Here is a 24,330-nt window from a genome sequence, read left to right as displayed (position 1 = left end):
ACAGGGGGAGACCGGTGAACCAGGGGCAGTTCGGTTACGCGTACGACCAGCTGCGTCGCGCGCTGCGGCACGCGGGCATCGATTCGGCTCGGGCGGCAGGCTGGCGCGCCGTGCTCGACGGGATGGCCGACGGCACGCTGACCGTCGGTTCCCGCACGCCGGTCGCCGACACTCCGGCCTGGGTGACGCTCGAAGTACTGCACGGCGGGTTCGCCAGCGGCCGGTACCTCGCCGAAGAGCCCTTGCGGGAAGACGAGATCGAACTCGTCCGAGCATTGCCCGGCGGCGCGCCCGGCACGACCGACCGGGAACGGCTGAACCTGCACTACCTGACCGACGAGGGTCAGGCCGCGCTGCTTGGCGCGCTCGCGGCCGGGACGTACCGGGTCGAGATCCCGGAGCACGCCGCGCTGATGACGGTCGCGTGGCTGCTCGCGCACGACCACCACGCGGCGGCGCTCGACCTCGTCGCCACGGTGCGTCCGCTCATGCACCGGCTGCGGTTGACGCCGGTCTTCGGCGAGCCGTCCGTTCCCGCCGGTTCCGTCGTCAAGCTCCAGTCCGTCGAGCAGGTCAAGACCTCCTTGCGCGCGATCACGACGCCGTCCGCGATCGACACGATGCGCACCAGGCTGCGGGAGCGGCCGCTGTACGACCGGCTCGTCGAGCTGTGGTGCGAAACCGTGGAAGGCGAACCGCCCACGCTGCAGGACGACGGCGTCGTCACGGGCGGCTGGCCGTGCCGTGTCTGGCCCGCGGATTGGAGCGCGCGCCGGACGGCGTTGCTCGCCGAAACCGAAGGCGTGACGGCACACCCTCGCGCCAACTTCACCCGGCTGCGGACCGCGCTGGCCGCGTGCGAGACGGACAGCCGTTCGCTGACCGCGCGGGACGTCGGATGGGTACGCCGTGCACTCGCCAACACCATCGGCAAACACGGCGCCCCCGGTTCGGAGCGGCGCACGGTGCTGCGGGAGGCGGAGCTTTCGGTGGTGGAGCGGCCGACCAGGGCCGAGCTCGCGGAAGCGGTCGCCGTCCGGCTCGACGCCTATCCGGACGACGGCGGTCTTCCGTCGGTCGAACCGGTCACCGAGGACGTCGACGGGTGGAGCGTGCCGGACGGCGTCGTCGTGAAGGTGAGCCGGGCGTGGGAGGCCCCGGTCGAGGAATTGGTCTCGCAGGGCGTGATCACCTCCGGTGAGGTGCTCGCCACCGTGCTGCCGCAGATCACCGCGTCGCTGCTCGCGGCGAACATCGAAGACCCGGCGCTGTCGGCGTTGTACGCGCGGACGTATACGGCGTTCCGGCGCCGACGCAGCCTGCTGCTGCTCGATCTGGCGACCCAGGTCGGTTTCACCGAGCTGCCGTGGGTGGCCGCGCTGGAGCCGCTGCGCGTGCACCGGCGTGACGCCGCCGAGGCCGCGCGGCAGACCCTCGCCCAGACCGCGATGCTCGCGCTGACCGCCTTCCCGCACACGATCCTGCCGAACCCGCTGGTGAGCGAGTTCGCCGCGCTCGCCAAGCAGGCGGGCCTGGATTTCCCGCTGGTCGAGGAGGTCGCGGCGGACATCTTCATGGGCACCTTCACCACGAAGTTCCGCGACGCCGCGGTGATCGCGAGCCGGGTCATGGCGGGCTCGCTGTACGCGCGGTACTACGACCTGCCGGAGACCTGGTCGGAGGAAACCACGACCCGATGGGGCCGCAAGACCGCGGCCGATTTCGCGAAGGTGTGCAAGGACAGGGCGGCGGAGGCACATCGCGGCCGCGTGTCCGGCGTGGCCGCGAACGGCACCGTCTTGGAGCAGGGGCAGATCGTCACCACGCACAACCTGGCCGTGCTGGCCGAAGGGCTGGAACTGTGGGACCCGCTGACCGTGCTCGCGCCCGGCCTCGCGGCGCGGTCACTCGGCTGGGCACTGCGGCGTGCCACCGTGCCGACCACCGATCGGCACGCCGCGTTGACGGCGGTCAAGAACGCGGCGTACGCGTGGCGGCAGGGGATCTTCTTCCTCAGCTTCTGTGACACGGAGAAGCAGTGGACCGTCGTCGACGAACTGCGCCCTCAGCTGGCGGGAACCGATCTCGGTCCGGCGGTGGACGGGCTCGCCGCCGTCGTCGCGGGATACCGGTTCGACACCGACGGAAAGGTCCACAATGGACAACGCTGGCTAGGCTGGGGCGGCGGCCGGTGGGTGGGCGTGCGGTGACCGGGCGGTTGATCCACACCGGACAGGTGGTGCTGGACCTGGTCATGCGGGTTCCGGACCTGCCGGCGTCCGGCGGCGACGTCATGGCGTCCTCGACTGCCTTCCTGCCGGGCGGCGGGTTCAATGTGATGGCGGCGGCCGCCAGAGCGGGCGCGGACGTCCTCTATGCCGGTCTGCACGGCGGCGGCGGTTTCGGTGAACTCGCCCGGGCGGCTATGGCGGTCGAGGGCATCACGCTCGCGCACGCGCCGTCGGCGGAGGGGGACACCGGGATCGTGGTGGCGCTGGTGGAGGACGACGGTGAGCGCACCTTCATCACCGGAACCGGGGCGGGGGCCGGATGCCGCCCGGTCTGCTCGAGGCCGTCACACCGGCGAACCGCGACGTCGTGTACCTCACCGGGTACAGCCTGCTGGACGAGTCGAACGCGAAAGTGTTCCTCGAGTGGCTGCCGCGCGCGGCCGGGGCCACCGTGCTGTTCGACCCCGGCCCGCTCGTCGGCCAGATCCCCACCGACCGGCTCACGGCGGTGCTGGCATATGTGGACATCGTGAGCTGTAGCACCAGGGAAGCGAAGATCCTGGAGACCGCGGACGTCGAGGTGCTCATCGTGCGGGAGGGACCCGCCGGATGCCGGGTCGTCAACGGTGGTCACAGCGTCACCGTGCCCGGCTTCCCGGTGGCCACTGTGGACACCAACGGGGCGGGAGACGCGCACTGCGGAGTGCTCGCCGCCGAACTGCTGGCCGGGACCGGACTGCTCGAAGCCGCGCGCCGGGCGAACGCCGCCGCCGCGATCGCGGTTGCCGGACACGGTCCGGCGACCTCGCCCACCAGGTCCGAACTGGACGACTTTCTCGCCTGAGCGTCCGCGGCGCTGTGGGCTCGGACAACATCCGGAGCCGCCGCGTGGTTCCTCGGGCATGATCGGCTCATGCGCGTCTTGTCGGAGAGTCAGCTCGGTTCCGTCTTGGCCGGCGTTCCGGCGCCGCAGCCGCGGGTGGTGGTGAGCGGGAACTTCGCCACGCCGATGCGGGCTCTGAAGGTGCTGGACGCGGCGCTGGCGGAGTACCGGTTGTTCGCGTTGAACGCGCAGGCCGGGATGCCGGACCGCGAGGGCGTGCTGCTGGAGACGCCGTTCGTGGGCGCGGGGATGCGCGGACGTCCCGGGCTGCGGTACTTCCCGTCCCGGCTGTCGCTGGTGCCGCAACTGCTCAAGAACTCGCTGCCGCCGGACGTCGTCCTGCTGCACACCTCGGTTCCGGTGGACGGCGTGGTGTCGCTGGGCACGGAGGTGAACATCCTGCCCGCGGCCGTCGAGGCGGTGCGGGCACGTGGGGGACTGGTCGTCGCGCAGGTCAACCCCGAGATGCCGTTCACCTACGGCGACGGCCTGCTGCCCGCCGACGAGATCGACTACGCCATCGAGGTGGCCGAGCCGCTCCTGTCGCCGGTCCCGCGGCCGGTGGCCGACACGGCGCGGACCATCGGCGAGCGGGTGGCCGGGTTGGTCGCGGACGGCGCGACCCTGCAACTGGGCATCGGCGGGATCCCGGACGCGACCCTGGCGGCGGTGACCGGACGGCGTGGGCTCGCGATCTGGTCGGAGATGTTCAGCGACGGTGTGCTCGCGCTCGACCGCGCCGGGGCCCTCGATCCGGCGGAACCGGTGACGGCGTCGTTCGTGTTCGGCAGCGCCGAGCTGTACCGCTGGCTCGACCGCAATCCGCGGATTCGCCTGCTGCGCACGGAAAAGACGAACGACCCGGCCGTGATCGCCCGGCAGCGCGGTCTGGTTTCGGTGAACAGCGCCCTCGAAGTGGACCTCTACGCGCAGGCCAACGCGAGCCGGGTGAGAGGGGCGATCTACTCGGGATTCGGCGGGCAGACCGACTTCGTGGTCGGAGCGTTGCACTCACCCGGTGGCCGGGCGATCATCGCGCTGCCGTCTTGGCATCCGAAGGCCGACGTTTCGACGGTCGTGCCCCGGCTGGCCGGGCCGGTGACGTCGTTCCAGCACAGCTTCCTGGTCAGTGAACACGGCGTCGCGACCGTCTGGGGCAACGATTCGAGCGAGCAGGCGCGGCAGATCATCGACCACGTCGCGCATCCGGCGGCCCGGGAAGAACTGGTGACGCGGGGAAGGGAACTGGGGTTCACGCTTTCGTAGGGTGAACGGACTTACCGGAACCCGGTGAAGGGACACGATCGTGTCCCTTCACCGGGTCGCAAACACGGAGGGCCGACCCGCGCCAACAGACCGGCCCCGTCAAACCCTGTGCCTAGAGCGTCAGACCAGCCAGCCGAGCACGTGAGCCAGGTGCGCGAGCAGACCCGAGATCAGGTCGTGGCCGTGGTGCACGTGCTGGGTGAACATCTGCATTGAGGGGCTCCTTGTTCGGATTTCGTGTTCGGTTTGTGCTCTCGCGAGGAGCGATCGAAGATTTTCACCGGGTTGGCAGCCTGTCAAAAAACGATTTCCCGAGCCCGCGGCCGGTCATGAATCTTCCCACGATAAACACGTAAGGCTTTCGTGTTTTCGGCGAGGGGTGGGCTTCGCAGGCGCTGACACTGTGGGTAGCGGGCACCGGGTAAGCCGATGTGGAGGTCAGGATTCCGCTACGGCAAGTGGGCGGGGCGTGACACGAACCGGTGATCCAACTGCCACTAATGGTGAGTCTGCGGGAATCACCGATACGGGTGACAAGACGAGGGCTGGAGCGGTCCGCTCACCACGGAAGCGGGTCCTCGCCGAGGATCCGGACTCCGTTCGCCGACGATCGCTTCACCGCGTCGAAGCCCTCGGCGATCATGTCCCGCTCGTAGTCGTTCATGACGTCGATGAGCGGAGCGCCCGCGGCGGCCTTGGCCAACGCCGCGGAGAGTGCCGCCGCGTCGCGCAGCGCCATGTTCGCTCCGGCACCCGCCGCCGGGCTCATCGCGTGGACGGCGTCGCCGAGCAGGGTGACGTTGGAGCTCTCCCAGGGGGATACGGGAACACTGCCGCGCACCGTGATCGGATAGAGGGTCGAGGTGTCCCATCCCCCGACGATGTGGCGGATCAGGGGATGCCAACCGGCGATCTGCCCGAGAACGATTTCACGCAACCGTCCACCGGAGGCCGCGAGCAGTTCGCCGTCGGCAACTCGCTGCGCAGCCGGGGTGTCAGGGGAACCCGGCCGTAGATCAACCGCGTGCCGGAGTCGACCACGCGGGCGTGGGGGAGCCGCTGAGGCCGGATCACCGACCCGACCCCGTCCGCGGCGACCAGCACCGTGCCGTGCGCGGTCCCGCCGTCTTCGAAGAAGGCCGTCCCCGGTGGAATCGTGGCCGACACGCCGCCTGTCGAACTGGACGACCTCGTCCAGGCCATCCAGGAGTATCCGCCGCACCACGCGCCGGTCGATGACGACGTGTGCCGGCATGACGTCTTCAGCGGCTGGATTCCTGGCCAATTCGAACACGCCGGCCGGGCGCAAGTGCTCGTCGAAGCCGTTCACCCTGGCTGCCGGACGGTCCGCCAGTGCTCCGAGCAGGGCGAACAGATTCGGCGGCAGGCAGGCGGCGAGCGCCCGCCGGCCGTTCTCGTCGATGTGGAGACGATGCCCCTGTGCCGGCGCCGCAGGGGAGACGTCGCGCTCGTACACGGCGACGCTGATCCCCGCGCGACGCAAACCCTTGGCCAGGCAGAGCCCGCCGAGACCCGCGCCGATCACGATCACATGCGGGCCGGCATGGTGCCGAGCAGGGACAACTGAAGAAAAGGGTGTCAAGACAGACCTCGCCGGAGTCGAAACGCCGCTCCCACCTCCCTGCCGCGGCGCGGCGGGGAACCGATCAGCGAGGCCAAAGCCCTTGAGAACTCAGTGAGCCCTCCGGTGAGGAGACATGAGTACTGTAACAGGCTCGTGCAACGGCTCATCCAGCGTCCATTTAGGACAGTGGGCGCCAAGGACCGGTGGAGGGAATAGATGTCCTGGAACGGCTGGGAAGGTGAAATCTGGACCCGGTACGCCGATCGGTACAACGCGATGGCAGAAGGGTTCAACGAGGCCTTGTTCGCCGCGGCCTCGATCGGTGCGGGTGATCGAGTCCTCGACATCGGTTGCGGTACCGGACAGACCACGCTGCTCGCTGCCGAGCAGGCGGTGCGTGGTCAGGTCGTCGGCGTCGATCTGTCGGACTCGATGCTGGCCCGGGCGCGGGCGGACGCGGCGGAGCGAGGGCTGGCCAACGTCGAGTTCGTCCGGGCCGACGCCCAGGTACATCTGTTTCCCGAGGCCGGTTTCGACGTGGCGATCAGCCGATCCGCGCTCATGCTGTTCGCGGATCCCGCGGCGGGCTTCGGCAACCTCGCCCGAAGTCTCCGGCCGGGTGGCAGACTGGTTTTCACCTGCCCGCAGGGGCCGGATCCCGACAGTGACTATTCCCGGGTGACCGCCCCGCTGCGTCCTTTTCTGCGGCGGTTGTCGCCCGCGCAGCAAGGCATTGGCTCACTCAACGACTTGACACGTATCCGCACGCTGCTCTCAGAAGCAGCCTTCGACGAGGTCAGCATTGTTTCGGTCGAGGCGCCCATCCTGCTCGGCCGGGACGCGGCCGACGCGACGGAGTTCCTGTTCGCCACCGGCCCTGTCCGGTACAACCTCGAGGGCGTGGATCAGCACGTCATCGACCTGCTCCGCAGTGAAGTCCAAGCCGGTTTCAGCCGGTTCGAATCCTCCGCCGGAGTCCGGCTTCGTCGCACCGACCGCCTGGTCTCGGCGTCGAGGAGGCGGAACCCCCACGGCTGACGACGGCCCTGCCTCAGCCGCCGATCCGCGACGAGGGGTGGATGGGTGCGCCCCATTCGTAGAGTTCCAGGGGCACGGTTTTGATCGTCCGGGCCTTGGGATCGAGATACCGGCAGGAAATGCCGGGTACGTGGATCCATTGGCCCGCGATCGACGACCCGGACGGCCTTCGCTTGGTCGAGCTGAATTCGAAGCGCAGGTGCTCGGGCATGTCGCAGGCCACGTATTCGGTGCTGTTCTGATGACGTAGCACGGACTCGACGTGGTCGCGGACTATCGGCCCGGAGGTGAGGGCCGCGTTGTAGGAGATGGTGCCCTGTTCGTTGCGGCCGTCGGAAATCCCGTTGCCCTGGAATTTGATGTTGCGCAGGACGTAGTCGTACTTTTCGCCGAGAAAGGTGACCGTGCAGGTCAGGGTGGTGGTGCGACCCGGATCGAGCGTGGGGCAGGACGGGCGCGCGCCGGGGTCGACGCGATTGGCGAAACGGGTCACTTTTTCCAGTGCTTCCCAGCCGATCCGCTCCCGCAGGGGCTTGGAGTCCGCGGGTTTGGGCGGCAGGCCTCCGAGGTCCGGCTCTGGGTAAGCAGCCGGGACCGTGCCCTGGCGCAACGACGAAAGGTCGACCGGCGGCGCCGTGCTCGTGGGCGCTGTGCTCGTCGGAGACGACGGTGTCGACGGACGCGTGGTCGGCGGGGAAGCGGTGGGGGTGCTGCACGCGGCGACGAGCAGGAGTACTGCTGATCCCACGGTGGCTTTCACGCCAGCACGAGTCACGCCGGTCATCTCCGATCCGCCAAGCCGATGACCAGGTCCCCCGGTCCCGTTCAGGACGAAAGCTAGCACCGAAAACTGTCGCGGCGTCACGGGAGAAATACCGTTCCCGGGTGTCGGTCGTTGTGCCGTCGAGGCACCGTCCTGGATCGCCGGCCTCAGTCGATGAGGACGTTCTTGTAGAACAGGTTCGCGTAGCGGTTGATGTTCTCCATGCTGCTGCGCGACCCGAACCCCAAGTACAACCGGGTTTCCCCGGCCAGGCTCCGGTAGATCCCGAGGCCTTCCGGCTCTCGGAACACCAGTGACTGTCCCGCCTTGGTCAGTGCGCGGCTCTTCACCTTGCCGGTGTTCATGTCGATGCACGTGACGTAGGAGTTGATGTCGGCGGGGTTCTCGTGCCCCGTACCATCCAATGTGTACAGATATTGGCCGTAGATGGTGTATCCCTGGAACGTCACCGGTGTGTCGGCCAGCGCGGGCTGCGCGAAGTGCGCCAGCGGCGCGCTGAAATCGCCGGCGGCGGCGGACGCGAGCGGATAGACGCTGATGAACATCTTGCCGCTTTCCTTGCGGCGTACCGCGATCCGCTTGTTGATCGGGTCGGTCGCGCAGGTGATCGTGTCGCTCCCGGTGAGGAACTTCTTCACCGACGGCGTGCCGCCGTTGACGAACTTGAACCGGGCCAGCGCCGTCCCGCGTCCGTCGCCGGTGGGCCCGTCCGAATCGCATTCCATCCAGATGTAGGAGTCGCTGCCCACCGGCTCGACGCCGATCGACACACCGTGCCCGGCGTTGTTGAGATGCATGGAGCCCTGGATCTCCCCGGAGAAGTTGACCTGGGTGATGCACAGGTCGTCCCCGGTCCCGCCGTTGCGGGCGTTCACGATGAAGATGCGCACGTTCTGGTTGTCGAAGGCGAATCCCTGCATCACGTGGTGCGACTCGTGGAGGATCTTGCTGCGGAACTCGTCGTAGGACGGTTCGGTGAGGTCGAAACGCTTGGACGTCGGCAGCGCGGTGATCGCGGCCGAAGCCGGTCCGGCGAACAACGCGCCGGTGCCGAGAAGTGCCGTCGTCGCGGCGAGACCGCCGCCGGTGCGCAGCAGTGAACGTCGAGAGAACGTGGATCCGGCCAGATCCGGATGCGCCTGCTCGGACATGACTCTCGCCTTCGTCGGGTTACGCGGTCCGATCGAAGGTCCTTGAAGCTCGTACAAGACTCGTACAAAGGTTGCTTCCGCTTGATCAATCTCATCTCGGCGCATGTCGTGACCGGGTGATGGGCATTTCGGTGGCGAGAGCGATCAAGAACGGCAGAAGGGGAGAACGATGACCACTCGTACGAATATCCGCCGGAGCGCCGCTGTCCTGCTCGTCGCCGGAGCGGCGGCCGGTGCCACGGCGCTGACCACCGGTACCGCGGCCGCGATGCCCACCGACTTCCACTGCACGTCGGGTCAGATCACCAGTCAGCTCGTGTACGGCGGGGCCGGTGCCGGTGGGCGGGACGCGGCCATCCAGTTCACCGCGAAGGCGGGCGAGACCTGCACGCTGCCGGGCTCGCTGCCCCTCGAACTCGTCGGCGCCCGTGACGTGATGCTGTCCTCCGACGCCGCGCCCGACGCTCCGTCGGTCGAGATCAGTGACGGTTCCTCGGCTTACATCCCGCTGCACTGGTCCGCGATCGGCTCGCCCGGGCAGCAGGAGACGCCGCTGGCCATCACGGCCACCGCGCCCCAGGAGACCAGCCCGCGTGGCGACACGAGTGACCCGCGGATCACGCTGCCGTGGAACTTCGGCGCGGTCAACGCCGCCCCTGAGAGCCACACCATCCGTACCGGGGCGACGACGGCAGGCACCGCGCCCACCGTCTGACCCCGCACTCACGCGCCCGGAACCTGGTTCCAGGCTGATTGCGGCCTCCGGAGTAAGCGGCTATCTTCACTGCGTCCGATATGTGGTCACACGTGTCCGGCCACCGCACGCCGCTGCTCCGAGGAGAGTGAACATGCCCGACCTGCCCATCCCGGACGAGGCGGCCGTAGTGAAGCCTGCGGCCGGGGTGAGCAGGTCGGCGTTCCGGCGTGTGCTGGCGGGAAGTACCGCCGGGGCCGTACTGGAGTGGTACGACTTCGCCCTTTACGGCATCCTCGCCGCGACCGTGCTCGGGCCGCTGTTCTTCCCCGGTGGCAACGCCGTCGCGCAGTTGCTGCTGGCTCTGGCCACCCAAGGACTGGGGTTCGTCGCGCGGCCGATCGGCGGCATCGTCTTCGGGCATCTCGGCGACCGCCTCGGCCGTAAACCCATGCTGGTCGTGACGTTCCTGTTGCTTGGCCTGTCCACGTCGGCCATCGGGTTGCTGCCCACGTACGCGCAGGCGGGCATCGGGGCGACGATCTCGCTCGTCGTCCTGCGTCTGGTCCAGGGTTTCGCGCTCGGTGGCGAGTTCGGTGCCGCCGTGCTGATGGTCAGCGAGTACGGAAGTCCCCGCCGCCGGGGGTTCTGGTCCGCCTGGCCGCAGGCGGGCGCCCCGCTCGGCACGGTACTGGCGACCGGGGTCGTGGGGTTGCTGACGATCACGCTGTCCAGCGGGCAGTTCGCACAGTGGGGCTGGCGCATCGGGTTCTTGCTCGCCGTCCCCCTGCTGATCATCGGCTTCTGGATCCGCCGCCGCATCGACGAATCGCCCGTGTTCCAGCAGGCGCGCGCACGCGCCGACTCCGCCGCGGCCGAACGGCCGAGGTCCAGCATCCTGGAAACACTCGCTCACCCTGGACCGGTCCTGCGCGGTCTCGGCGTGCGGCTGGGCGAGAACGTCGCGTTCTACGTGTACACCGTCTTCGTGGTGGCGTATGCGACGACTTCGTTCGGCTACACCAAATCCGACGTCCTCCTCGCGGTGACCGTCGGATCCCTGCTGCAGTTCGCGGGCATGCTGGCGGGCGGCCACTGGTCGGACGTGGTCGGACGGCGAATCGCGATGCTGGTCCCCGCCGCGGGACTGGCGGTCTGGGCGCCGTTGTTCTTCCTGATGGTCCAATCGGACAGCCTGCCGTTGCACTATGTCGGCGTGGGCGTCGGCGCGGCGCTGCACGGTCTCCTCGCCGGTCCGGAAGCGGCCTGGATCGCGGAACTCTTCCCGACCGAGCGCCGTTTCGCCGGCGCCTCACTCGTCTTCCAGGGCTCGTCGATCATCGCCGGCGCGCCCGCGCCCCTCATCGCCGTCTGGCTCGTCAAGAACCACGGGACCACCGCCGTCGTGCTGTACCTGGTCGCCACTATCGCGGTCACCCTCGTCGCCTTGCTGTTCAGCGCCGAAACCAAGGGGGCCGACTTCGGGTCCGTGCGCTGACGGCCCGCCCGGTGCCACGAGCACTGGGCGGCTTCGGGGTTGTCAGACTGCCGGCTGTGCGCCGGGAGTCTGTGGCGTCGAGGTGAAATCGGTTCGGTTGTTGTCGGTGTCCCGGCTCAGATGATTGCGGGACAGTGACAGACCCTGAGGAGGAATGCGTGCGGGTCCTCCTTCCTTCAGGCACGGCGTCCATCCGACCGTGTCGACCCGGCTGCCGTGAAGATTGTGCAGACTCACCGCCCCGCCCTTGGTGGGCATGAGATCATTGGAGTCGAGCACGGGGACGACGTAGGTCTGATCGTCGATCTCTCCAGCGAAGTTCAGCCCTGTCACGACCACGTACTGCCCGAGCGAATTCGCCGGTTGCACCACCGTGTCCTGGGGAAGAGTCACGGTCGCGGTAGTGATGCAGTTCGAGGAGTAGAACCGCAGTGTGAAGCCGGTGAGGTCCACGGGAACACTGCTGACGTTCCGCAGTTCGAGGAACTCGTCCGTTTCCCCGAACTGCCCCTTGAGGAGGATCTCGTTGATCACCACCGTGGTCGACACCTGGGGAACGAGGGCCCGGGCGTCCGACGGGGGTGCGGTGACGAGGGACAGGGCGAGCACGCCGCTGACGAGCTGTCGGATCATGGTTCCCCCTCTGCTGGTGGAGTGGCCGCGTTCCCATGCTGGGTGGGGGAGAAAGCGGCGCACAAGGGGCCATTTCCGCTTCGCACGTGGTGCGACACCCGTGTGTCGACCCGGCGAGGCGGGTGTTCACGACAGCGGAACCGCGTCGCGGTCGCGCGATCCGTCCACTGTGGATTCCGTGGCGTCGGAAGGGAGAAGCCGGAACAAGACCGTCGCGCTGATCATGCTGACGCCGCAGATCGCGGCCAGGTACCAGGTGATGCCGGTGGTCGAGCCGGTGGCGTTGAGTACCGCGGTGGCGATCATCGGGGCGAGTCCGCCGCCGAGGATCGCGCCGCCCTGCAGCAGCAGAGACATGCCGGAGAACCGGACGTTGACCGGGAAGGTGTCCGCGATGATCGCGCCCTGCACGCAGTGGGTGATCGGGACGACCAGCCCCATGCCCGCCAGTGCGAGCATCGCGAGCCCGGCATTGCCGGTGTTCAGCAGCGGGAAGAACGCGAGGCACCACAGCAGGAGCGCGGCCGACCCGGCGACGAACATCGTGCGCCTGCCGTGCCGGTCGGCGATCCGGGTCCAGATCGGAATGGTGGCGAACCACAGCGCGGCCGATCCGGTCACCGACAGGATCAGGAACTGCCGGTCGTAGTGAAGGTTCTGGGTTCCGTAGGACAGGGTGAAGACCATGAACACGTAGGCGACCGCCGAGTTCGCCACGCCGACCAGCAGGGTCAGCGCGAGCCTGCCGAAGCCGACCTTGAATGCCGCGCCGAGCGGGAACCGGACCACCTTGTCGTTCCGGGCAACCTGCTCGAACGACGGTGATTCGGTGATCCGCAGCCGGATCAGCAGGCCGATCGCGACCAGCACGAAGCTCAGGAGGAACGGGATCCGCCATCCCCACTCGGCGAACGCGCTCGCGGGCATCACCGCGCTGCTGCCGAGGAACAGCAGATTCGCCAGCACCAGACCGGCCGGGGTGCCCATCTGCGGGAATCCGGCGTACCGGTTCCGCTGGTCGGCAGGCGCGTGTTCCATCGACATCAGGGTCGCTCCCGCGCCTTCGCCGCCGAGCCCGATGCCCTGCACGATCCGCATCGCGACCAGCAGGATCGGCGCCCAGATACCGATCGCCTGGTAGTTCGGGATCAATCCGATCAACGTGGAGCCGACGCCCATCAGCATCAGCGACACCACCAGCGTGGACTTGCGGCCGATCCGGTCTCCGAAGTGACCGAACACCAGACCGCCGAGCGGCCGCGCGATGAACCCGACGGCGAAGGTGCTGAACGCGGCAAGGGTGCCGACCGCGGGGCTGAGCGAGGGGAAGAACTGTTTGTTGAAGATCAGCGCGGACGCGGTGCCGTAGAGGAAGAAGTCGTACCACTCCAGGGTGGTTCCGGCGAGGGTGGCGGCGGCGATCTTGCGGGGCGCGGGTGCGTTCATCTGCGAAAACCCAATCGAGTCGGGCGACAGCCGATCGCGGCTGCTGACGATTGCGCAGAAGCCTGACACCGTGAGGCATACGCCACAAATGCCGAATCGACGACCTGGCATGCCCAAATGGGCATACCTGATTTCGTCGCGTGTCGCCCAGCTGAGGCAGATGGCGCTGCAGGTATGCGTGTCCGGGTATATCTGAGGCGCGGATACGCATTTGTTTCGCATGGGGTGGCCGGTCAGAGTGATCGACATGACGCAGTCAGCGCGATGGATCCGCAACTTCGTGGACGGTGAGTTCGCCGAGCCGGACGGACCGGGCTTCCCGGCGATCGATCCGGCCACCGGCGCGGAGTTCGCCCGGGTGCACGAGGCAGGCCGGGAGCTGGTGCACCGCGCGGTCACCGGCGCACGCGCGGCCTTGCACGACGGCTGGGCGGACACGCCGGTGGGGGAGCGGACCGCGTTGCTGCGCCGGGCGGCCGACAGGATCGAAGCCCGGTTCGAGGAGTTCGTCGCGGCCGAGGTCGCGGACACCGGAAAGCCGGTCACCCAGGCCCGCGAACTGGACGTGGCCCGCGCGGTGGCGAACTTCCGCACGTTCGCCGACGTGATCGCGGCCGCCGGCCAGGAATCGTTCGTCACCGACCTGCCCGGTGGGGCGCGGGCGCTGAACTACGCGGTGCGCAAGCCGCTCGGCGTGGTCGCGGTGATCGTGCCGTGGAACCTGCCGTTGCTGCTGCTGACCTGGAAGGTCGCGCCCGCGCTCGGCTGCGGCAACGCGGTCGTGGTCAAGCCGAGCGACCAGACCCCTTCCACCGCGACCCTCCTGGCCGAGGTACTGGCCGAGGCCGGATTGCCCGCGGGTGCCTACAACGTGGTGCACGGGTTCGGCGCCGACTCGGCGGGGCAGTTCCTGACCGAGCATCCCGGCATCGACGGGGTGACCTTCACCGGCTCGACGGCCACGGGAACCCAGGTGATGCGCACGGTCGCACCCCGGGTCCGGCCGGTGTCGTTCGAGCTCGGCGGGAAGAACGCCGCCATCGTGTTCGAGGACGCCGATCTCGAGGAGACGCTGGCAGGGCTGACCAGGTCGGTGTTCGCGAACACCGGGCAGGTGTGCCTGTGCACGGAGCGGGTGTACGTGCAGAGAGCGGTGTTCGACGACCTGGCGGCCGGACTGGTGGAGCGGGCGCGCGAGCTGCGGCTCGGCGACCCCCTGGCGGAGGGGACCACCACAGGCCCGCTGATCTCGCAGGAGCACCGGCGCAAGGTGCTCGACTACCTCGCGCTGGCCGAGCAGGCCGGAGCGAAAACCCTGACCGGTGGCGGAATCCCCGAGCTCGGGCCGCAACTCGACGGCGGCTCGTGGCTGGAGCCGACCCTGTGGACCGGCCTGACCAACAAGGACCGGCCGGTGCGCGAGGAGATCTTCGGTCCGGTGGCCGCGCTGATCCCCTTCGACACCGAGGACGAGGCGATCGCGCTGGCCAACGACACCGAATACGGGCTCGCGTCCTCGATCTGGACCGAAGACCTGCGCCGGGGACACCGGGTCGCGCAGGCCATGCACGTCGGGATGTCCTGGGTGAACACCTGGTTCCTGCGCGACCTGCGCTCGCCGTTCGGCGGGATGGGGCTTTCCGGGATCGGCAGGGAGGGCGGCGCGTCTTCGCTGCACTTCTACACCGAGCCGACGAATGTGTGCGTGCGCCTGTGACCGCGGAGATCTCGGCGCTCGCCGAGCGACTGGACACCGCACAGATCACGTGCGCGGACACCCCGAGCCTCGCCGACGACCACGAGATCGGCCTCGCTGACGCGTACGCGATCCAGGCCGAGTTGGTGGCCCGCCGGGAGGCTCGTGGCGAGCGGGTGCTCGGAGTGAAACTGGGGCTGACCAGCGAGGCGAAGATGGCGCAGATGGGCGTGTCCGAGGTGATCGCCGGCAGGCTCACCGACGCGATGCTGGTTGCCGACGGCGGCGAGGTCTCGCTGGCGCGCTTCATCCATCCGAAGGTGGAGCCGGAGGTCGCCTACCGGCTGGCCCGCGATGTCGACCTCGCCGACCCCGCGTTCGACGTGGAGTCCGCCGTGGACGCGATGGCCCCGGCGATCGAGATCATCGACTCCCGGTACCGGGATTTCCGGTTCACCCATACCGATGTGGTCGCGGACAACACCTCGGCGGCCGGGTACTCGCTCGGTCCGTGGCGCCCGTTCGGCGAGGCCGCGAACCGGGCGGTGCGGCTGCGATCCGGGGACCGCGAGGTGATCGGCTCGACAGCGGCGATCCTCGGCGATCCGGCACGCGCGCTGCACGCACTGGTCGAGCTGTGCCGGAAACGGGACATCCCGTTGCGGGCGGGGCAGGTCGTGCTCGCCGGGGCGGCGACCGAAGCGGTGCCGTTCGCGCCCGGCGTCGCCGAGGTCGACATCGCCGGGCTCGGCAGGGTCTCGGTACGGGGGCTGGCATGAGCGGCCGGGTGATTCCGGGGCTGGCCAAGCCGAGGGGTCGGTTCCCGCATGTGAAGGTCTCGGGGGACCTGATTTTCGTGTCCGGCACGAGCTCTCGACGTCCGGACAACACGTTCGCCGGGGTCGAGGTGAACGAACTCGGTACCACGAACCTCGACATCCGGGCGCAGACCCGCGCGGTGATCGAGAACATCCGCGGCATCCTGCGTGAGGTCGGCGCCGACCTCACCGACATCACGCAGATCACCACCTTCCTCGTTTCGATGAACGATTTCGGCGGCTACAACGAGATCTACGGCGAATACTTCGACGAAACCGGTCCTGCCCGCACCACGGTCGCGGTGCATCAGCTGCCGCATCCGCATCTGCTGATCGAGATCCAGGCGATCGCCCATCTACCGAAAGACACGGAGGTTCCGCGATGACCGGCATTCCCGAGGTCGTCAATTTCCAGGCCTGGATCGCCGAGCACGAGCATCTGCTCAAGCCACCGGTGAACAACCGGACCATGGCGCTCGGCAACGATTTCATCGTGCAGATCGTCGGTGGACCGAACCAGCGCACCGACTTCCACGTGGACCCCTATGAAGAATGGTTCTACCAGCTCAAGGGCTCCATGCACGTGAACATCATGACCGGCGAAGGCCAGAAGACCATCCACATCACCGAAGGCGACACCTGGCTGCTGCCGGGCGACATCCCGCACTCGCCGCAGCGCCCGGAGGCGGACTCGATCGGCTTGGTCATCGAACGCGTCCGCGAGGAGGGAACGCTGGAGAAGTTCCAGTGGTACTGCCCCGAATGCGCCTCGCTGGTGCACGAGGTGGAACTCCAGGTGCGCGACATCGTCGAGGACCTGCCGCCGGTCTTCACCGCCTTCTACGGCGACGAGCAGGCCCGCACCTGCGGCGGCTGCGGCGCCCTGCACCCCGGGAAGGGCTGAGATGTCCGGCCTGATCGACATCCACACGCATTACGTGCCGAACGGCTGGCCGGACCTGCGCGCGGACGCCGGACCGGACGCGCCGTGGCTGCGCGCGGAGACCGAGTCCGAGGCGATGATCATGATGGGGGACAAGGAGTTCCGCCGGATCGGCGCGGACTGCTGGCACGCGGAGACCCGACTGCTGGACATGGACGCCGACGGCGTTCGCACCCAGGTGGTCTCCCCGACGCCCGCGTTCTTCAACTACGGCCGGACCGGCGAGCAGGCGGGCCGGATCGCCCGGATCTTCAACGACCTGGCGCTGGAGATCGTCGCACCGGCTCCGGACCGGCTGATCCCGTTTTGCCAGGTTCCGCTGCAGGACCCCGACGCCGCGTGCCGCGAACTGGAACGCTGCCTGGCCGCGGGGCACCGAGGGGTGGAGGTCGGCAACCACGTCGGCGACCGGGATCTGGACAGCGCCGGAGTGGAAACCTTCCTCCAGCACTGTGCGTCGCTCGGGGTCCCGGTGTTCGTACACCCGTGGGACATGGCCGAGTCACCCCGGCTGGACCGATGGATGGCGCGGTGGCTGACCGCGATGCCCGCCGAAACCCATCTGTCGATCCTGGCGCTGGTGCTCGGCGGGGTCTTCGACCGGATCGACCCGAGCCTGAAGATCTGCTTCGCGCACGGCGGCGGGTCGTTCGCGTTCTGGCTCGGCCGGATGGAGAACGCCTGGCATCGGCGAAACGACGTGATCGGCACCTCGGAGTTCCCGCCGTCGCACTACCTCGACCGGTTCCACGTCGACTCGGTGGTCTTCGACGAGCGGGCGCTGCGGCTGCTCGTGGACACTCTCGGCGCCGAGCACGTGATGGTCGGGAGCGACTACCCGTACCCGCTCGGTGAACGCCCGGTCGGCGAGGTGGTGCGCAAAAGCGGCTTCCTGAACGAGACCGAGAGGCAGCTGATCACCAGCGGGAACGCCGAACGCTTCCTGTCACTGTCGTGATCGGACAGTCCTAATGGGACATTCCGGTGGCGACTTCGGTCAGGCTGCGGATCAGCGCGTCCACCGACGGGCTGAGCGTGCGCTGGGCGGGCAGGGTGAGTCCGACGCTGTGCCCGATCGGCTCCAGAGCCAGCGCGACCCTGGTGATCCTCGGATCGTCCTTGGTGATCAGGCTGGGCAGGGCGGCGATCACGTCGGTCTCCAGCAGCAGCTGCCGCACGGTGAGGAACGAGGTGGTCTCCACCCGGTTCGCGGGCAGCGGGAAGCCGTTCCGGGTGAACAACTGCTCCAGCTCACGGCGCAGCGCGGTCTCCGCTCCGGGCAGGATCCACGGATACCCCGCGAGGTCGGCCAGCTCGACGCCGGTCGCGCCGGCCAGCGGATGCGCGGTGCGCACCACCAGGTCCACCGACTCGTCGTACAGTTTGCGCCGCTCGATCCGCTCGTCCGAAGGCGCCGTCAGCCTGCCGATGATCAGGTCGACCCGGCCCGCCTCCAACTCCACCAGCAGGGCTTCGGGAGAACCCTCCCGGACCACGACGGTCAGGTACGGCCGCTCGGTCTTGATCGCCGCGATCGCACGCGGCAGCAACATGTTCGACCCCGCGAGATGGGTGCCGACCACCACCGTGCCGCGCTCCGCGTCGGCCAGCTCGGCGACGTGCCGCCCGGCCTGCTCAAGCTGCGCGAGCACCGCGCGGGCGTGCCCGGTGAACGCCTCGCCGAACACGGTCGGGGTGATGCCGCGCGGGCCGCGTTCGAACAACCGCACGTCGAGGATCTCTTCGAGTTCGTGCAGGCTCCGGGTCGCCACCGGCTGCGTCACGTGCAACTCGGCGGCCGCCCCGACCACGGTGCCCTGCCTGGCCAGCGCGTCGAGCAGGACGAGATGGCGGAACTTCAGTCGGCCGTCCAGCAGACGAGGCAAGATCACCAGCCGATCCTACCCACGAGGTGCGTATGACCACGCTTGTCCGAACCGGACCGATTCGCTACGCCACAGCGGCGCGGTTCGGGCTGCCTGTCACCGTTTCGCGGCAGACGTCGTCCAGCGGGGAGATCAGCCCGCAACCACCGTCCCGGCTGGACCGGGTGATGGGGCCACCGCGCGATCGCCTCCCGCAGGGTGAGGACTGCCTCAACCTGACGATCAGTACCCCGGGCCTGGACACCGGACGCAGGCCGGTGCTGGTGTGGCTGCACGGCGGCGGATTCTCCAGCGGTGGCGGGTTGCTGGAGTGGTACGACGGCGGCGCGCTGGCGGCCGAGGGCGACCTGGTGGTGGTCGGCGTCAACTACCGCCTCGGCGCGCTCGGCTACCTGTATCTGGACGGGGTCAGCCCCGGCAACCTCGGACTGGCGGATCAGCTCGGGGCGCTGCGCTGGGTGCGGGCCAACATCGAGGCCTACGGCGGCGACCCGGACAACGTGACGGTCGCCGGGCAGTCGGCGGGCGGCATCTCCATCCGGCTGCTGATGGACCTGCCCGAGGCACGCGGCCTGTTCCGGCGGGCGATCCTGCAGAGCGCTCCGCTCGGCCTCGCCACCCGGCCACCCGAGCACGCGGCCAGGCTCGGCCGGGTGTTCGCCGACGCGCTCGGCACCGACCCGCACACGGCGGGCCTGACGGAAATCCTTGCCGCGCACAAGGAAACCGCGCTGACCAACCTGCGGCTCACCGGCGACGCGATGGAACCCGCGTTCCTTCCGGTGGACACCCTGGACAAGGAGTCCTTCGCGGGCAACGTGCGCGACCTCGACGTGCTCTACGGCTGGAACGCCGACGACATGACCGCGTTTTCCGGCGTCGTCGGCACCGACGAGATCTACGCCGAACCGCTGGCCGCTTTCGGCGACCGTCTGCGCTCAGCCGGCGCCGGTGTCTGGTCGTATCGCCTGGACTGGCGGCCCGAGGGTTCCGAGTTCGGCGCCACCCACTGCCTGGAACTGCCGCTGCTGCTCGGCACCCAGCGGGCGTGGCAGGACAGCCCGATGCTCGGCAAGGTTCCGTGGTCCGAAGTCGACGCATTCGGCGCCGCCCTCCGCACCGTCTGGGCGACCTTCGCCCGCACCGGCACCCTTGACCCGGCTCCGGTCGCGGGCCACCCCATCCGGTTCGGTCCAACTGTGGACGGCTAAGGGCGATCGGTGGGTAGCCGTCCGGAGACGTCGATCAGGAAGTCGGCCTCCGCGAGGAGCGTTTCCCGGGTCAGTGGCCGTTGTCCGCCGGTGCGGAGGGTTCCTCGTTCGCGGTAGACGGGCCAGTGGGCGAGGCGCGTTTCGGCACGCAGCCAGTCGCGTATGTCCTGGGTGAGCAGTTCCGCGGCCCGTTCGCGGTCGGCCGCGCGGACCTTCACCGCCCCGTCGAAGTCCCGGTCGTCCAGGTAGTCGACGCCGACGAAGTCGTGATCGCGGTACCTGAACTCCACGCACCGGACGATCGCCGCTTCCTCGAGCGGCCGTTCGAGGCTCACGGGGTCCACCCCGAAACCCGGTGACGTCTTGCTGTGCTCGCCGTGGAACGTGCCGGCCACCTCGGTCGCGAAGCCCGCCATCCAATGCTGGCGCTCCCGACGGCCGCTCATTTTGGACGCGACGATCAGCACGACGGCGAGGAGCCCGGCCCCGGCCACGAGCATGAGGATCGCGCCGATCACCGTCGCGACCGGCGAATCGGCATGGAGCGCCGAGACCATCCCGAATACCTTCCCTCGCCGTTCAGAAATCCAGGTCGTTCTTGGTCTCTTGATCGGACTGCTCCTGGCCGCGGTCACCGTGGTCCACGGCCTTCTTGCTGTCCTCTTGCGGCATTCGATCATCACGACGTCGCGCTAGCGGATGATGCTGAAGCCGGAGCCGTTGCGTGCAGGTCTTCGGTGTGCCGCAGAAGGTTCGGCGGCACACCGCGGCCTGTTACTCGGTGGCGCGGAGTTCGATGTTTTCTCGCTGGGCGTCGTGGAGCTGGTCTTCGAGGGTGACGATGCGGCAGGCGGCGTCGATGCCGGTGCCCTGATCGACCAGTTCCCGTACTCGTGCCGCGAGGCGGAGTTGGTGCCGCGAGTAGCGGCGGTGTCCGCCGGTGGAGCGTTGCGGGGTGAGGAATCCGGCTTCGTCGAGGCTGCGCAGGAACCCTTGTGTGGCGCCGAGCATCTCGGCGGCCCGGCCCATGGTGTAGGCGGGGTAGTGGTCGTCGTCGAATTTGTCGGGCCCGCCCGGCTGGGGGGCGGGGGTGTCTCGTTGGTCTGGGTTCATGCCACCTCCACATCACAAGGGACCCCGGGTGCCATGTGCGGCGCCCGGGGTCCCAAGGGTTGGGTTTCACCATTGTCAGCCGGCGTGTAGGCCGGTTTCCTGTATCCGCGGTGTCCGTCCGAGAGGCGGACGATGCGGAGATCGCTTATTCGTAACCGAGAACCACCTTCCAATCTGATGGGACTGCGGTACCCGCGCGGCATAACTACGTTGCCGCTGCGGGCGATCCAATGATGAGACGCTTCCCGTCCTTTTTTCTGTGTTTCCTTACCGTGTACTACTTGTACTGCTACTTCGGGTACTGCTGCGATCGTCACCGGCTGGGACCCTTCCGCTGATCGGCCCCAGCACGCGTCACGCCGCTGGCCACTGCCCGGGGCCCTGACCGTGATCGGCTCCGGCCACCTGACCGGTGTTCACCATCTGATCGTGCATCTACTGACTTCGTACTGCGGTACAACACTTCCGCAGGCCGGGCGCACTGTGCGCCACCTGCGTCCTGCACTCACTGCGCCGGGACCGTCTTGCCTACTGCGTCTTCACTGCCCGGTCCCGGGATACTGCTGCGGTCATCAGCCGAAACCTGTCCGTTGCTTTGGCTTCGTCCTGCCTGACCGTCTTGTCTCACCTCACGGGTAGTTACGTCATCTCCCGCGCCTGCTTGACGTTGTCTCTCTCGGTACGGACAGAACAGTACACATACCCGCGATCGAATGTCTACCCCCGTCGTCTTAGATTTTCTATGCCACCTGATGCGGTGGCGGTCTGGCCGATGACCGCGACGATGAGAGAGGTTTGCCCGATGAGCGACGACGCCGTGCTGCAGGACCCGTTCGGCCTGGCCGGGGTGCTCGACCACCGCCACTACGCTCAGCGCCTGGCCGAACTGCTCGAGCGGGGCAAGACGGTTCCGCCGCTGGCGGTGCTCTCGGCGGAGGAGGCTTACGCCGCGGCCGAGCTGCTGGGCCAGTACGCCCTGCTCAACCCCACAGCCGGGTTGAACCAGCTGGCCGCCACCCTGGCCGGACGCCTCTACGCACGTCTGGGCGCCTGACATCAGGCCGTCGGCCACTCCACCGGATCGTCCGAGTGGATGGTTGGCGTCCACCCGGAGGGGTGTACCACCGCCGGCGTGTGCCTTGAACAGTGAGGGCGGCGACGGAAGGCAGCGCCCGTGGAACGAGTCCACGGAGGGCCGGCCGACCAGCACCGGTGGTCGATGAGTCTGCGAGGCATGGAGGTGCCCGCGCTGGTGCAGGTACGGCGATGGGCCTCGCGGACACTGGGGGCGGTCGGCGACGCACAGGTGGCCGATGTGCAGCTGGTGGCGACCCAACTCATCCCCAACGCCTATGACCACGAAGACGGGTCCCTGCGGATCGAGATGAGCTACACGCCGGTGGTGTGCCGGATCCGTATCGAGGTCGACGACCTGATCCGGCGCGACACCGCCGGACTTCGGGGTCGCGGCATGGTCCTCATCGGCCGCCTCGCTGACACCTAGGGCATACAGACTCACCCCGACGCCGGGACCAAAACGGTCTTAGCGAAGCTCTCCCGCACCGGAGCGGACCGCATCCCTTGCCGCGACGCCCACAGTGATCCAACGATCGACGCAGGCGCGAAGTCCGGAAGCCCGATTTGAATCAGTTACGTCAATCATGGTTCTTCAACATCGTGAATATCTGAGCAATAAAAAGAAGTCCGAAGCTGCCGAGAAAGATGCTAATTCCAGTCTTGAAGTTTGGCAACCGTGTCGGGTCTCTCAACGCACTGAGGCCACCTGGGTAATTGATTACAGGGATCACGATGATCGCAATGCCGATAAGGGCACCCAACATGCCGACGGCTATCATGACTTTGACCCATGGCGGGGCGCGCGACGGGTCGTTCGGTGATAACACATTTTGAACATCACCGATATTAATGTTTCCCCTGCCTTCGTGGCGTGCGTACACCCCCACTACATTGGTAATCTCGTTGCGGCCGCCGAGTCTGTCCAAGCCGCTGATAATTGCGCTTAGGTCACGGCGGAACTGGGGGTCCTGCTGCGCCTGATGCGCAACCGCGCCGGCAATCTCCTTCTGTCTATTCAAGCTGGGGTCTCGCGCCAGATCCCTGGCCGAATCCCGGTGAAACTTCCTGCCAATGCGACCAAGGAGTGCATCCAACCCGCCATCGAACCTCCGGTCCACAGCCCTGCCCGCCGCCCTGGCGGCCGCTAGAGCCAGGTAGCCCAAGATTACGTCGATCATGACGACCCTCCGATCAAGACATCGACATTACGCTGCCCCGAACTGGCTCAATAGAGTCCAAGGACCTCGGTCCACCCACCAAAGACGCACTTCGGCAACTTTATACAACGGCTCCCGCGATCACACTGCGCTCTCATTCGAATAATCCATCCTATGTGCATAGGATCCACCATCAGAGATGACCCATTGCTGACGCGTTTTGACCACACAACATTCCAACTCGCTCTACCTTTTCGCCCTCCGCAGCGTCCGCATGGTCGCCAGTCCGGCTCAAACACGTGCGATGTCCGGATCAGGGTATGCACCGCCCCGACTTGGTTCCATGGCGACCATGCGGCACTTCGGCGATCAAACACTTACAGCTCAACCGCCCGGGCCGCGCCGTAGCGCGGCATCCGTGCATACGCGCGCGGTCTATTGGGTGCCACCAGCGGGGACGAACGGCCATATCTCGGCCGAAGCCGCCGGTGACGCCCGCACACTCCCTCAGAGGAGGCGATGGCCGCGTTCGCCGCCTATCGGAAGTTCGAACAGGAGCTGTTCGAGGCCGGCGACTTCGTCGCCAGCGAGGGCCTCAGCCACCCCGCGGTCAGCACAACGGTCCACAGGACCCCGGACCGCGTGGTGGGCAACGGGCGGGCCGTTCGCCGACCTCAAGGAGGTCCTGACGAGCTACGCGGTGATCGACGTCGCGAGCCACGAGCGCGCGCCGAGATCGTCGCGTGCATCGTCGACACGCCGAGCGGGCCGATCGACCCAGCCGGTCGGCCACCTCGCGCACGGTGTGCGTGATCTTCTCGTTGGCCTCGCCCGCCTCTCCGGCGAAGCGGGGGTTGGTGCGCCGGAAGTCCTTCTCGCTCAGCGTGGAGCGGTTAAGGATGCCGGTCAGGAACCCCCGCCCCAGCGGCGAGTACGGCGGCGGCTCCATGACTGCTTCGAACCCCGGGACTGACCCCGAGGGCGCAAACCAGACGATGCCCGCACATGCTGGCCGTCGACGAGTACGCCGTCTAAGAACCCGCGGTGCCTCGAAGCCGTCAAGCATCCGAGGGGCCAACCGCTTTGCGGAGACGGTGTCGTGGAGTCAGGCGGCGCTGGGTGGAGGCGAGCCGCTGCGCCAGCGTCCGGGCGGTGCCGCGGACTCCGGTCGGTAGGCATGACGTGGTTCATTGGCACCTAAGAGCGTGTCTTACGTGGTG

General features: G+C 68.0%; 24 protein-coding genes and 2 pseudogenes. 15 read left to right on the top strand and 11 right to left on the bottom strand.

Annotation, left to right across the window (positions count from 1 at the left end; all coding sequences use genetic code 11):
* The first annotated feature begins 14 nt into the window (after positions 1-14).
* The 4 genes and pseudogenes from B0293_RS35015 to B0293_RS35005 all read left to right on the top strand — a co-directional run bounded on the left by B0293_RS35015 (position 15) and on the right by B0293_RS35005 (position 4,380).
* On the top strand, positions 15-2,210 hold the full coding sequence (locus B0293_RS35015; RefSeq protein ID WP_005168305.1) for a hypothetical protein: 2,196 nt from the start codon (positions 15-17) through the stop codon (positions 2,208-2,210).
* A 44-nt stretch (positions 2,211-2,254) separates the two neighbouring features.
* Positions 2,255-2,485, top strand: a pseudogene (locus B0293_RS44815) (sugar kinase); the annotation flags it as partial.
* Positions 2,486-2,550: 65 nt separating this feature from the next.
* Entirely contained in the window at positions 2,551-3,075 is a 525-nt protein-coding gene (locus tag B0293_RS44810; RefSeq protein ID WP_005168303.1) for a PfkB family carbohydrate kinase, read from the top strand.
* 69 nt (positions 3,076-3,144) lie between these two features.
* Positions 3,145-4,380, top strand: a complete 1,236-nt coding sequence (locus B0293_RS35005; protein ID WP_005168299.1) for an acetyl-CoA hydrolase/transferase family protein — start codon at positions 3,145-3,147, stop codon at positions 4,378-4,380.
* 559 nt (positions 4,381-4,939) lie between these two features.
* Here B0293_RS35005 and B0293_RS44030 read toward each other — a convergent pair.
* The 3 genes and pseudogenes from B0293_RS44030 to B0293_RS44470 form a co-directional block, all read right to left on the bottom strand.
* Positions 4,940-5,317, bottom strand: a complete 378-nt coding sequence (locus B0293_RS44030) for an FAD-dependent oxidoreductase (protein ID WP_005168297.1) — start codon at positions 5,315-5,317, stop codon at positions 4,940-4,942.
* Positions 5,272-5,547, bottom strand: coding sequence for a hypothetical protein (locus B0293_RS44025; RefSeq protein WP_052014638.1), 276 nt, complete (start codon positions 5,545-5,547; stop codon positions 5,272-5,274). Before B0293_RS44025 ends, B0293_RS44030 begins: the two co-directional genes overlap by 46 nt.
* A 328-nt stretch (positions 5,548-5,875) precedes the next feature.
* A pseudogene (locus B0293_RS44470) lies at positions 5,876-5,926 on the bottom strand (hypothetical protein); the annotation flags it as partial.
* Between the two features lie 255 nt (positions 5,927-6,181).
* Between B0293_RS44470 and B0293_RS34995 the strand changes: the two are divergent.
* Positions 6,182-7,003, top strand: a complete 822-nt coding sequence (locus B0293_RS34995; protein WP_005168293.1) for a class I SAM-dependent methyltransferase — start codon at positions 6,182-6,184, stop codon at positions 7,001-7,003.
* Positions 7,004-7,016: 13 nt separating this feature from the next.
* Here B0293_RS34995 and B0293_RS34990 read toward each other — a convergent pair whose 3' ends face one another.
* Together B0293_RS34990 and B0293_RS34985 are read right to left on the bottom strand one after the other, a co-directional pair.
* Positions 7,017-7,613, bottom strand: coding sequence for a hypothetical protein (locus B0293_RS34990; RefSeq protein ID WP_143254714.1), 597 nt, complete (start codon positions 7,611-7,613; stop codon positions 7,017-7,019).
* A gap of 320 nt (positions 7,614-7,933) precedes the next feature.
* Positions 7,934-8,938 carry a phage baseplate protein gene (locus B0293_RS34985; RefSeq protein WP_005168290.1) on the bottom strand — a complete coding sequence of 335 codons (1,005 nt, stop codon included), beginning with the start codon at positions 8,936-8,938 and terminating at the stop codon, positions 7,934-7,936.
* A gap of 169 nt (positions 8,939-9,107) precedes the next feature.
* On the opposite strand from B0293_RS34985, the gene B0293_RS34980 reads away from it, so the two are divergent.
* Both B0293_RS34980 and B0293_RS34975 read left to right on the top strand, forming a co-directional pair.
* Positions 9,108-9,653 carry a DUF4232 domain-containing protein gene (locus B0293_RS34980; protein WP_005168289.1) on the top strand — a complete coding sequence of 182 codons (546 nt, stop codon included), beginning with the start codon at positions 9,108-9,110 and terminating at the stop codon, positions 9,651-9,653.
* A 133-nt stretch (positions 9,654-9,786) separates the two neighbouring features.
* Complete coding sequence (locus tag B0293_RS34975; protein ID WP_005168286.1) at positions 9,787-11,130, top strand: MFS transporter; 1,344 nt, start codon at positions 9,787-9,789, stop codon at positions 11,128-11,130.
* A 42-nt stretch (positions 11,131-11,172) separates the two neighbouring features.
* On the opposite strand, the gene B0293_RS34970 is transcribed toward B0293_RS34975, so the two are convergent.
* Entirely contained in the window at positions 11,173-11,667 is a 495-nt protein-coding gene (locus tag B0293_RS34970) for a lamin tail domain-containing protein (RefSeq protein WP_245192197.1), read from the bottom strand.
* A 222-nt stretch (positions 11,668-11,889) separates the two neighbouring features.
* The gene (locus tag B0293_RS34965; protein ID WP_005168283.1) at positions 11,890-13,209 is read right to left on the bottom strand and encodes an MFS transporter; all 1,320 of its coding nucleotides are present in this window, start codon (positions 13,207-13,209) and stop codon (positions 11,890-11,892) included.
* A gap of 247 nt (positions 13,210-13,456) precedes the next feature.
* Here B0293_RS34965 and B0293_RS34960 point away from each other — a divergent pair, with 247 nt between their 5' ends.
* From B0293_RS34960 to B0293_RS34940, 5 genes are read left to right on the top strand one after another with little or no spacing between them, the layout of a single operon-like run.
* Positions 13,457-14,926: a 2-hydroxymuconic semialdehyde dehydrogenase gene (locus B0293_RS34960; RefSeq protein ID WP_039920068.1), complete on the top strand. Its 1,470-nt coding sequence runs from the start codon at positions 13,457-13,459 to the stop codon at positions 14,924-14,926.
* A complete protein-coding gene (locus B0293_RS34955; protein WP_005168276.1) occupies positions 14,923-15,684 on the top strand; it encodes a 2-keto-4-pentenoate hydratase in 762 nt (253 codons plus the stop codon). Before B0293_RS34960 ends, B0293_RS34955 begins: the two co-directional genes overlap by 4 nt.
* Positions 15,681-16,109: a RidA family protein gene (locus B0293_RS34950; RefSeq protein WP_039920065.1), complete on the top strand. Its 429-nt coding sequence runs from the start codon at positions 15,681-15,683 to the stop codon at positions 16,107-16,109. The genes B0293_RS34955 and B0293_RS34950 overlap by 4 nt, the downstream gene beginning before the upstream one ends.
* Positions 16,106-16,627: a 3-hydroxyanthranilate 3,4-dioxygenase gene (locus B0293_RS34945; RefSeq protein WP_005168273.1), complete on the top strand. Its 522-nt coding sequence runs from the start codon at positions 16,106-16,108 to the stop codon at positions 16,625-16,627. Before B0293_RS34950 ends, B0293_RS34945 begins: the two co-directional genes overlap by 4 nt.
* Before the next feature lies 1 nt (position 16,628).
* The gene (locus B0293_RS34940) at positions 16,629-17,624 is read left to right on the top strand and encodes an amidohydrolase family protein (RefSeq protein WP_005168272.1); all 996 of its coding nucleotides are present in this window, start codon (positions 16,629-16,631) and stop codon (positions 17,622-17,624) included.
* Positions 17,625-17,634: 10 nt separating this feature from the next.
* Here the strand turns inward: B0293_RS34940 and B0293_RS34935 are convergent, their stop codons facing one another.
* Positions 17,635-18,558 carry a LysR substrate-binding domain-containing protein gene (locus B0293_RS34935; protein ID WP_005168271.1) on the bottom strand — a complete coding sequence of 308 codons (924 nt, stop codon included), beginning with the start codon at positions 18,556-18,558 and terminating at the stop codon, positions 17,635-17,637.
* Between the two features lie 26 nt (positions 18,559-18,584).
* Between B0293_RS34935 and B0293_RS34930 the strand changes: the two genes are divergently transcribed.
* Complete coding sequence (locus B0293_RS34930) at positions 18,585-19,763, top strand: carboxylesterase family protein (protein ID WP_005168269.1); 1,179 nt, start codon at positions 18,585-18,587, stop codon at positions 19,761-19,763.
* Here B0293_RS34930 and B0293_RS34925 read toward each other — a convergent pair.
* Positions 19,760-20,320: a hypothetical protein gene (locus B0293_RS34925; RefSeq protein WP_005168268.1), complete on the bottom strand. Its 561-nt coding sequence runs from the start codon at positions 20,318-20,320 to the stop codon at positions 19,760-19,762. The genes B0293_RS34930 and B0293_RS34925 overlap by 4 nt on opposite strands.
* Positions 20,321-20,537: 217 nt before the next feature.
* Entirely contained in the window at positions 20,538-20,876 is a 339-nt protein-coding gene (locus tag B0293_RS34920) for a helix-turn-helix domain-containing protein (RefSeq protein ID WP_005168264.1), read from the bottom strand.
* A gap of 784 nt (positions 20,877-21,660) precedes the next feature.
* Here B0293_RS34920 and B0293_RS34915 point away from each other — a divergent pair.
* Both B0293_RS34915 and B0293_RS34910 read left to right on the top strand, forming a co-directional pair.
* Positions 21,661-21,930 (top strand): hypothetical protein, encoded by a 270-nt coding sequence (locus B0293_RS34915; protein WP_245192196.1) that lies wholly within the window; start codon positions 21,661-21,663, stop codon positions 21,928-21,930.
* 165 nt (positions 21,931-22,095) lie between these two features.
* On the top strand, positions 22,096-22,380 hold the full coding sequence (locus tag B0293_RS34910) for an ATP-binding protein (RefSeq protein ID WP_245820137.1): 285 nt from the start codon (positions 22,096-22,098) through the stop codon (positions 22,378-22,380).
* A gap of 151 nt (positions 22,381-22,531) precedes the next feature.
* Here B0293_RS34910 and B0293_RS34905 read toward each other — a convergent pair whose 3' ends face one another.
* Positions 22,532-23,131, bottom strand: a complete 600-nt coding sequence (locus B0293_RS34905) for a hypothetical protein (RefSeq protein WP_039920063.1) — start codon at positions 23,129-23,131, stop codon at positions 22,532-22,534.
* Positions 23,132-24,330: the final 1,199 nt, after the last annotated feature.

Origin of the sequence: Amycolatopsis azurea DSM 43854 (genome assembly GCF_001995215.1) — a bacterium.
Taxonomy (GTDB): Bacteria; Actinomycetota; Actinomycetes; order Mycobacteriales; family Pseudonocardiaceae; genus Amycolatopsis; species Amycolatopsis azurea.
This window is presented reverse-complemented; position numbering and strand designations above follow the sequence as displayed.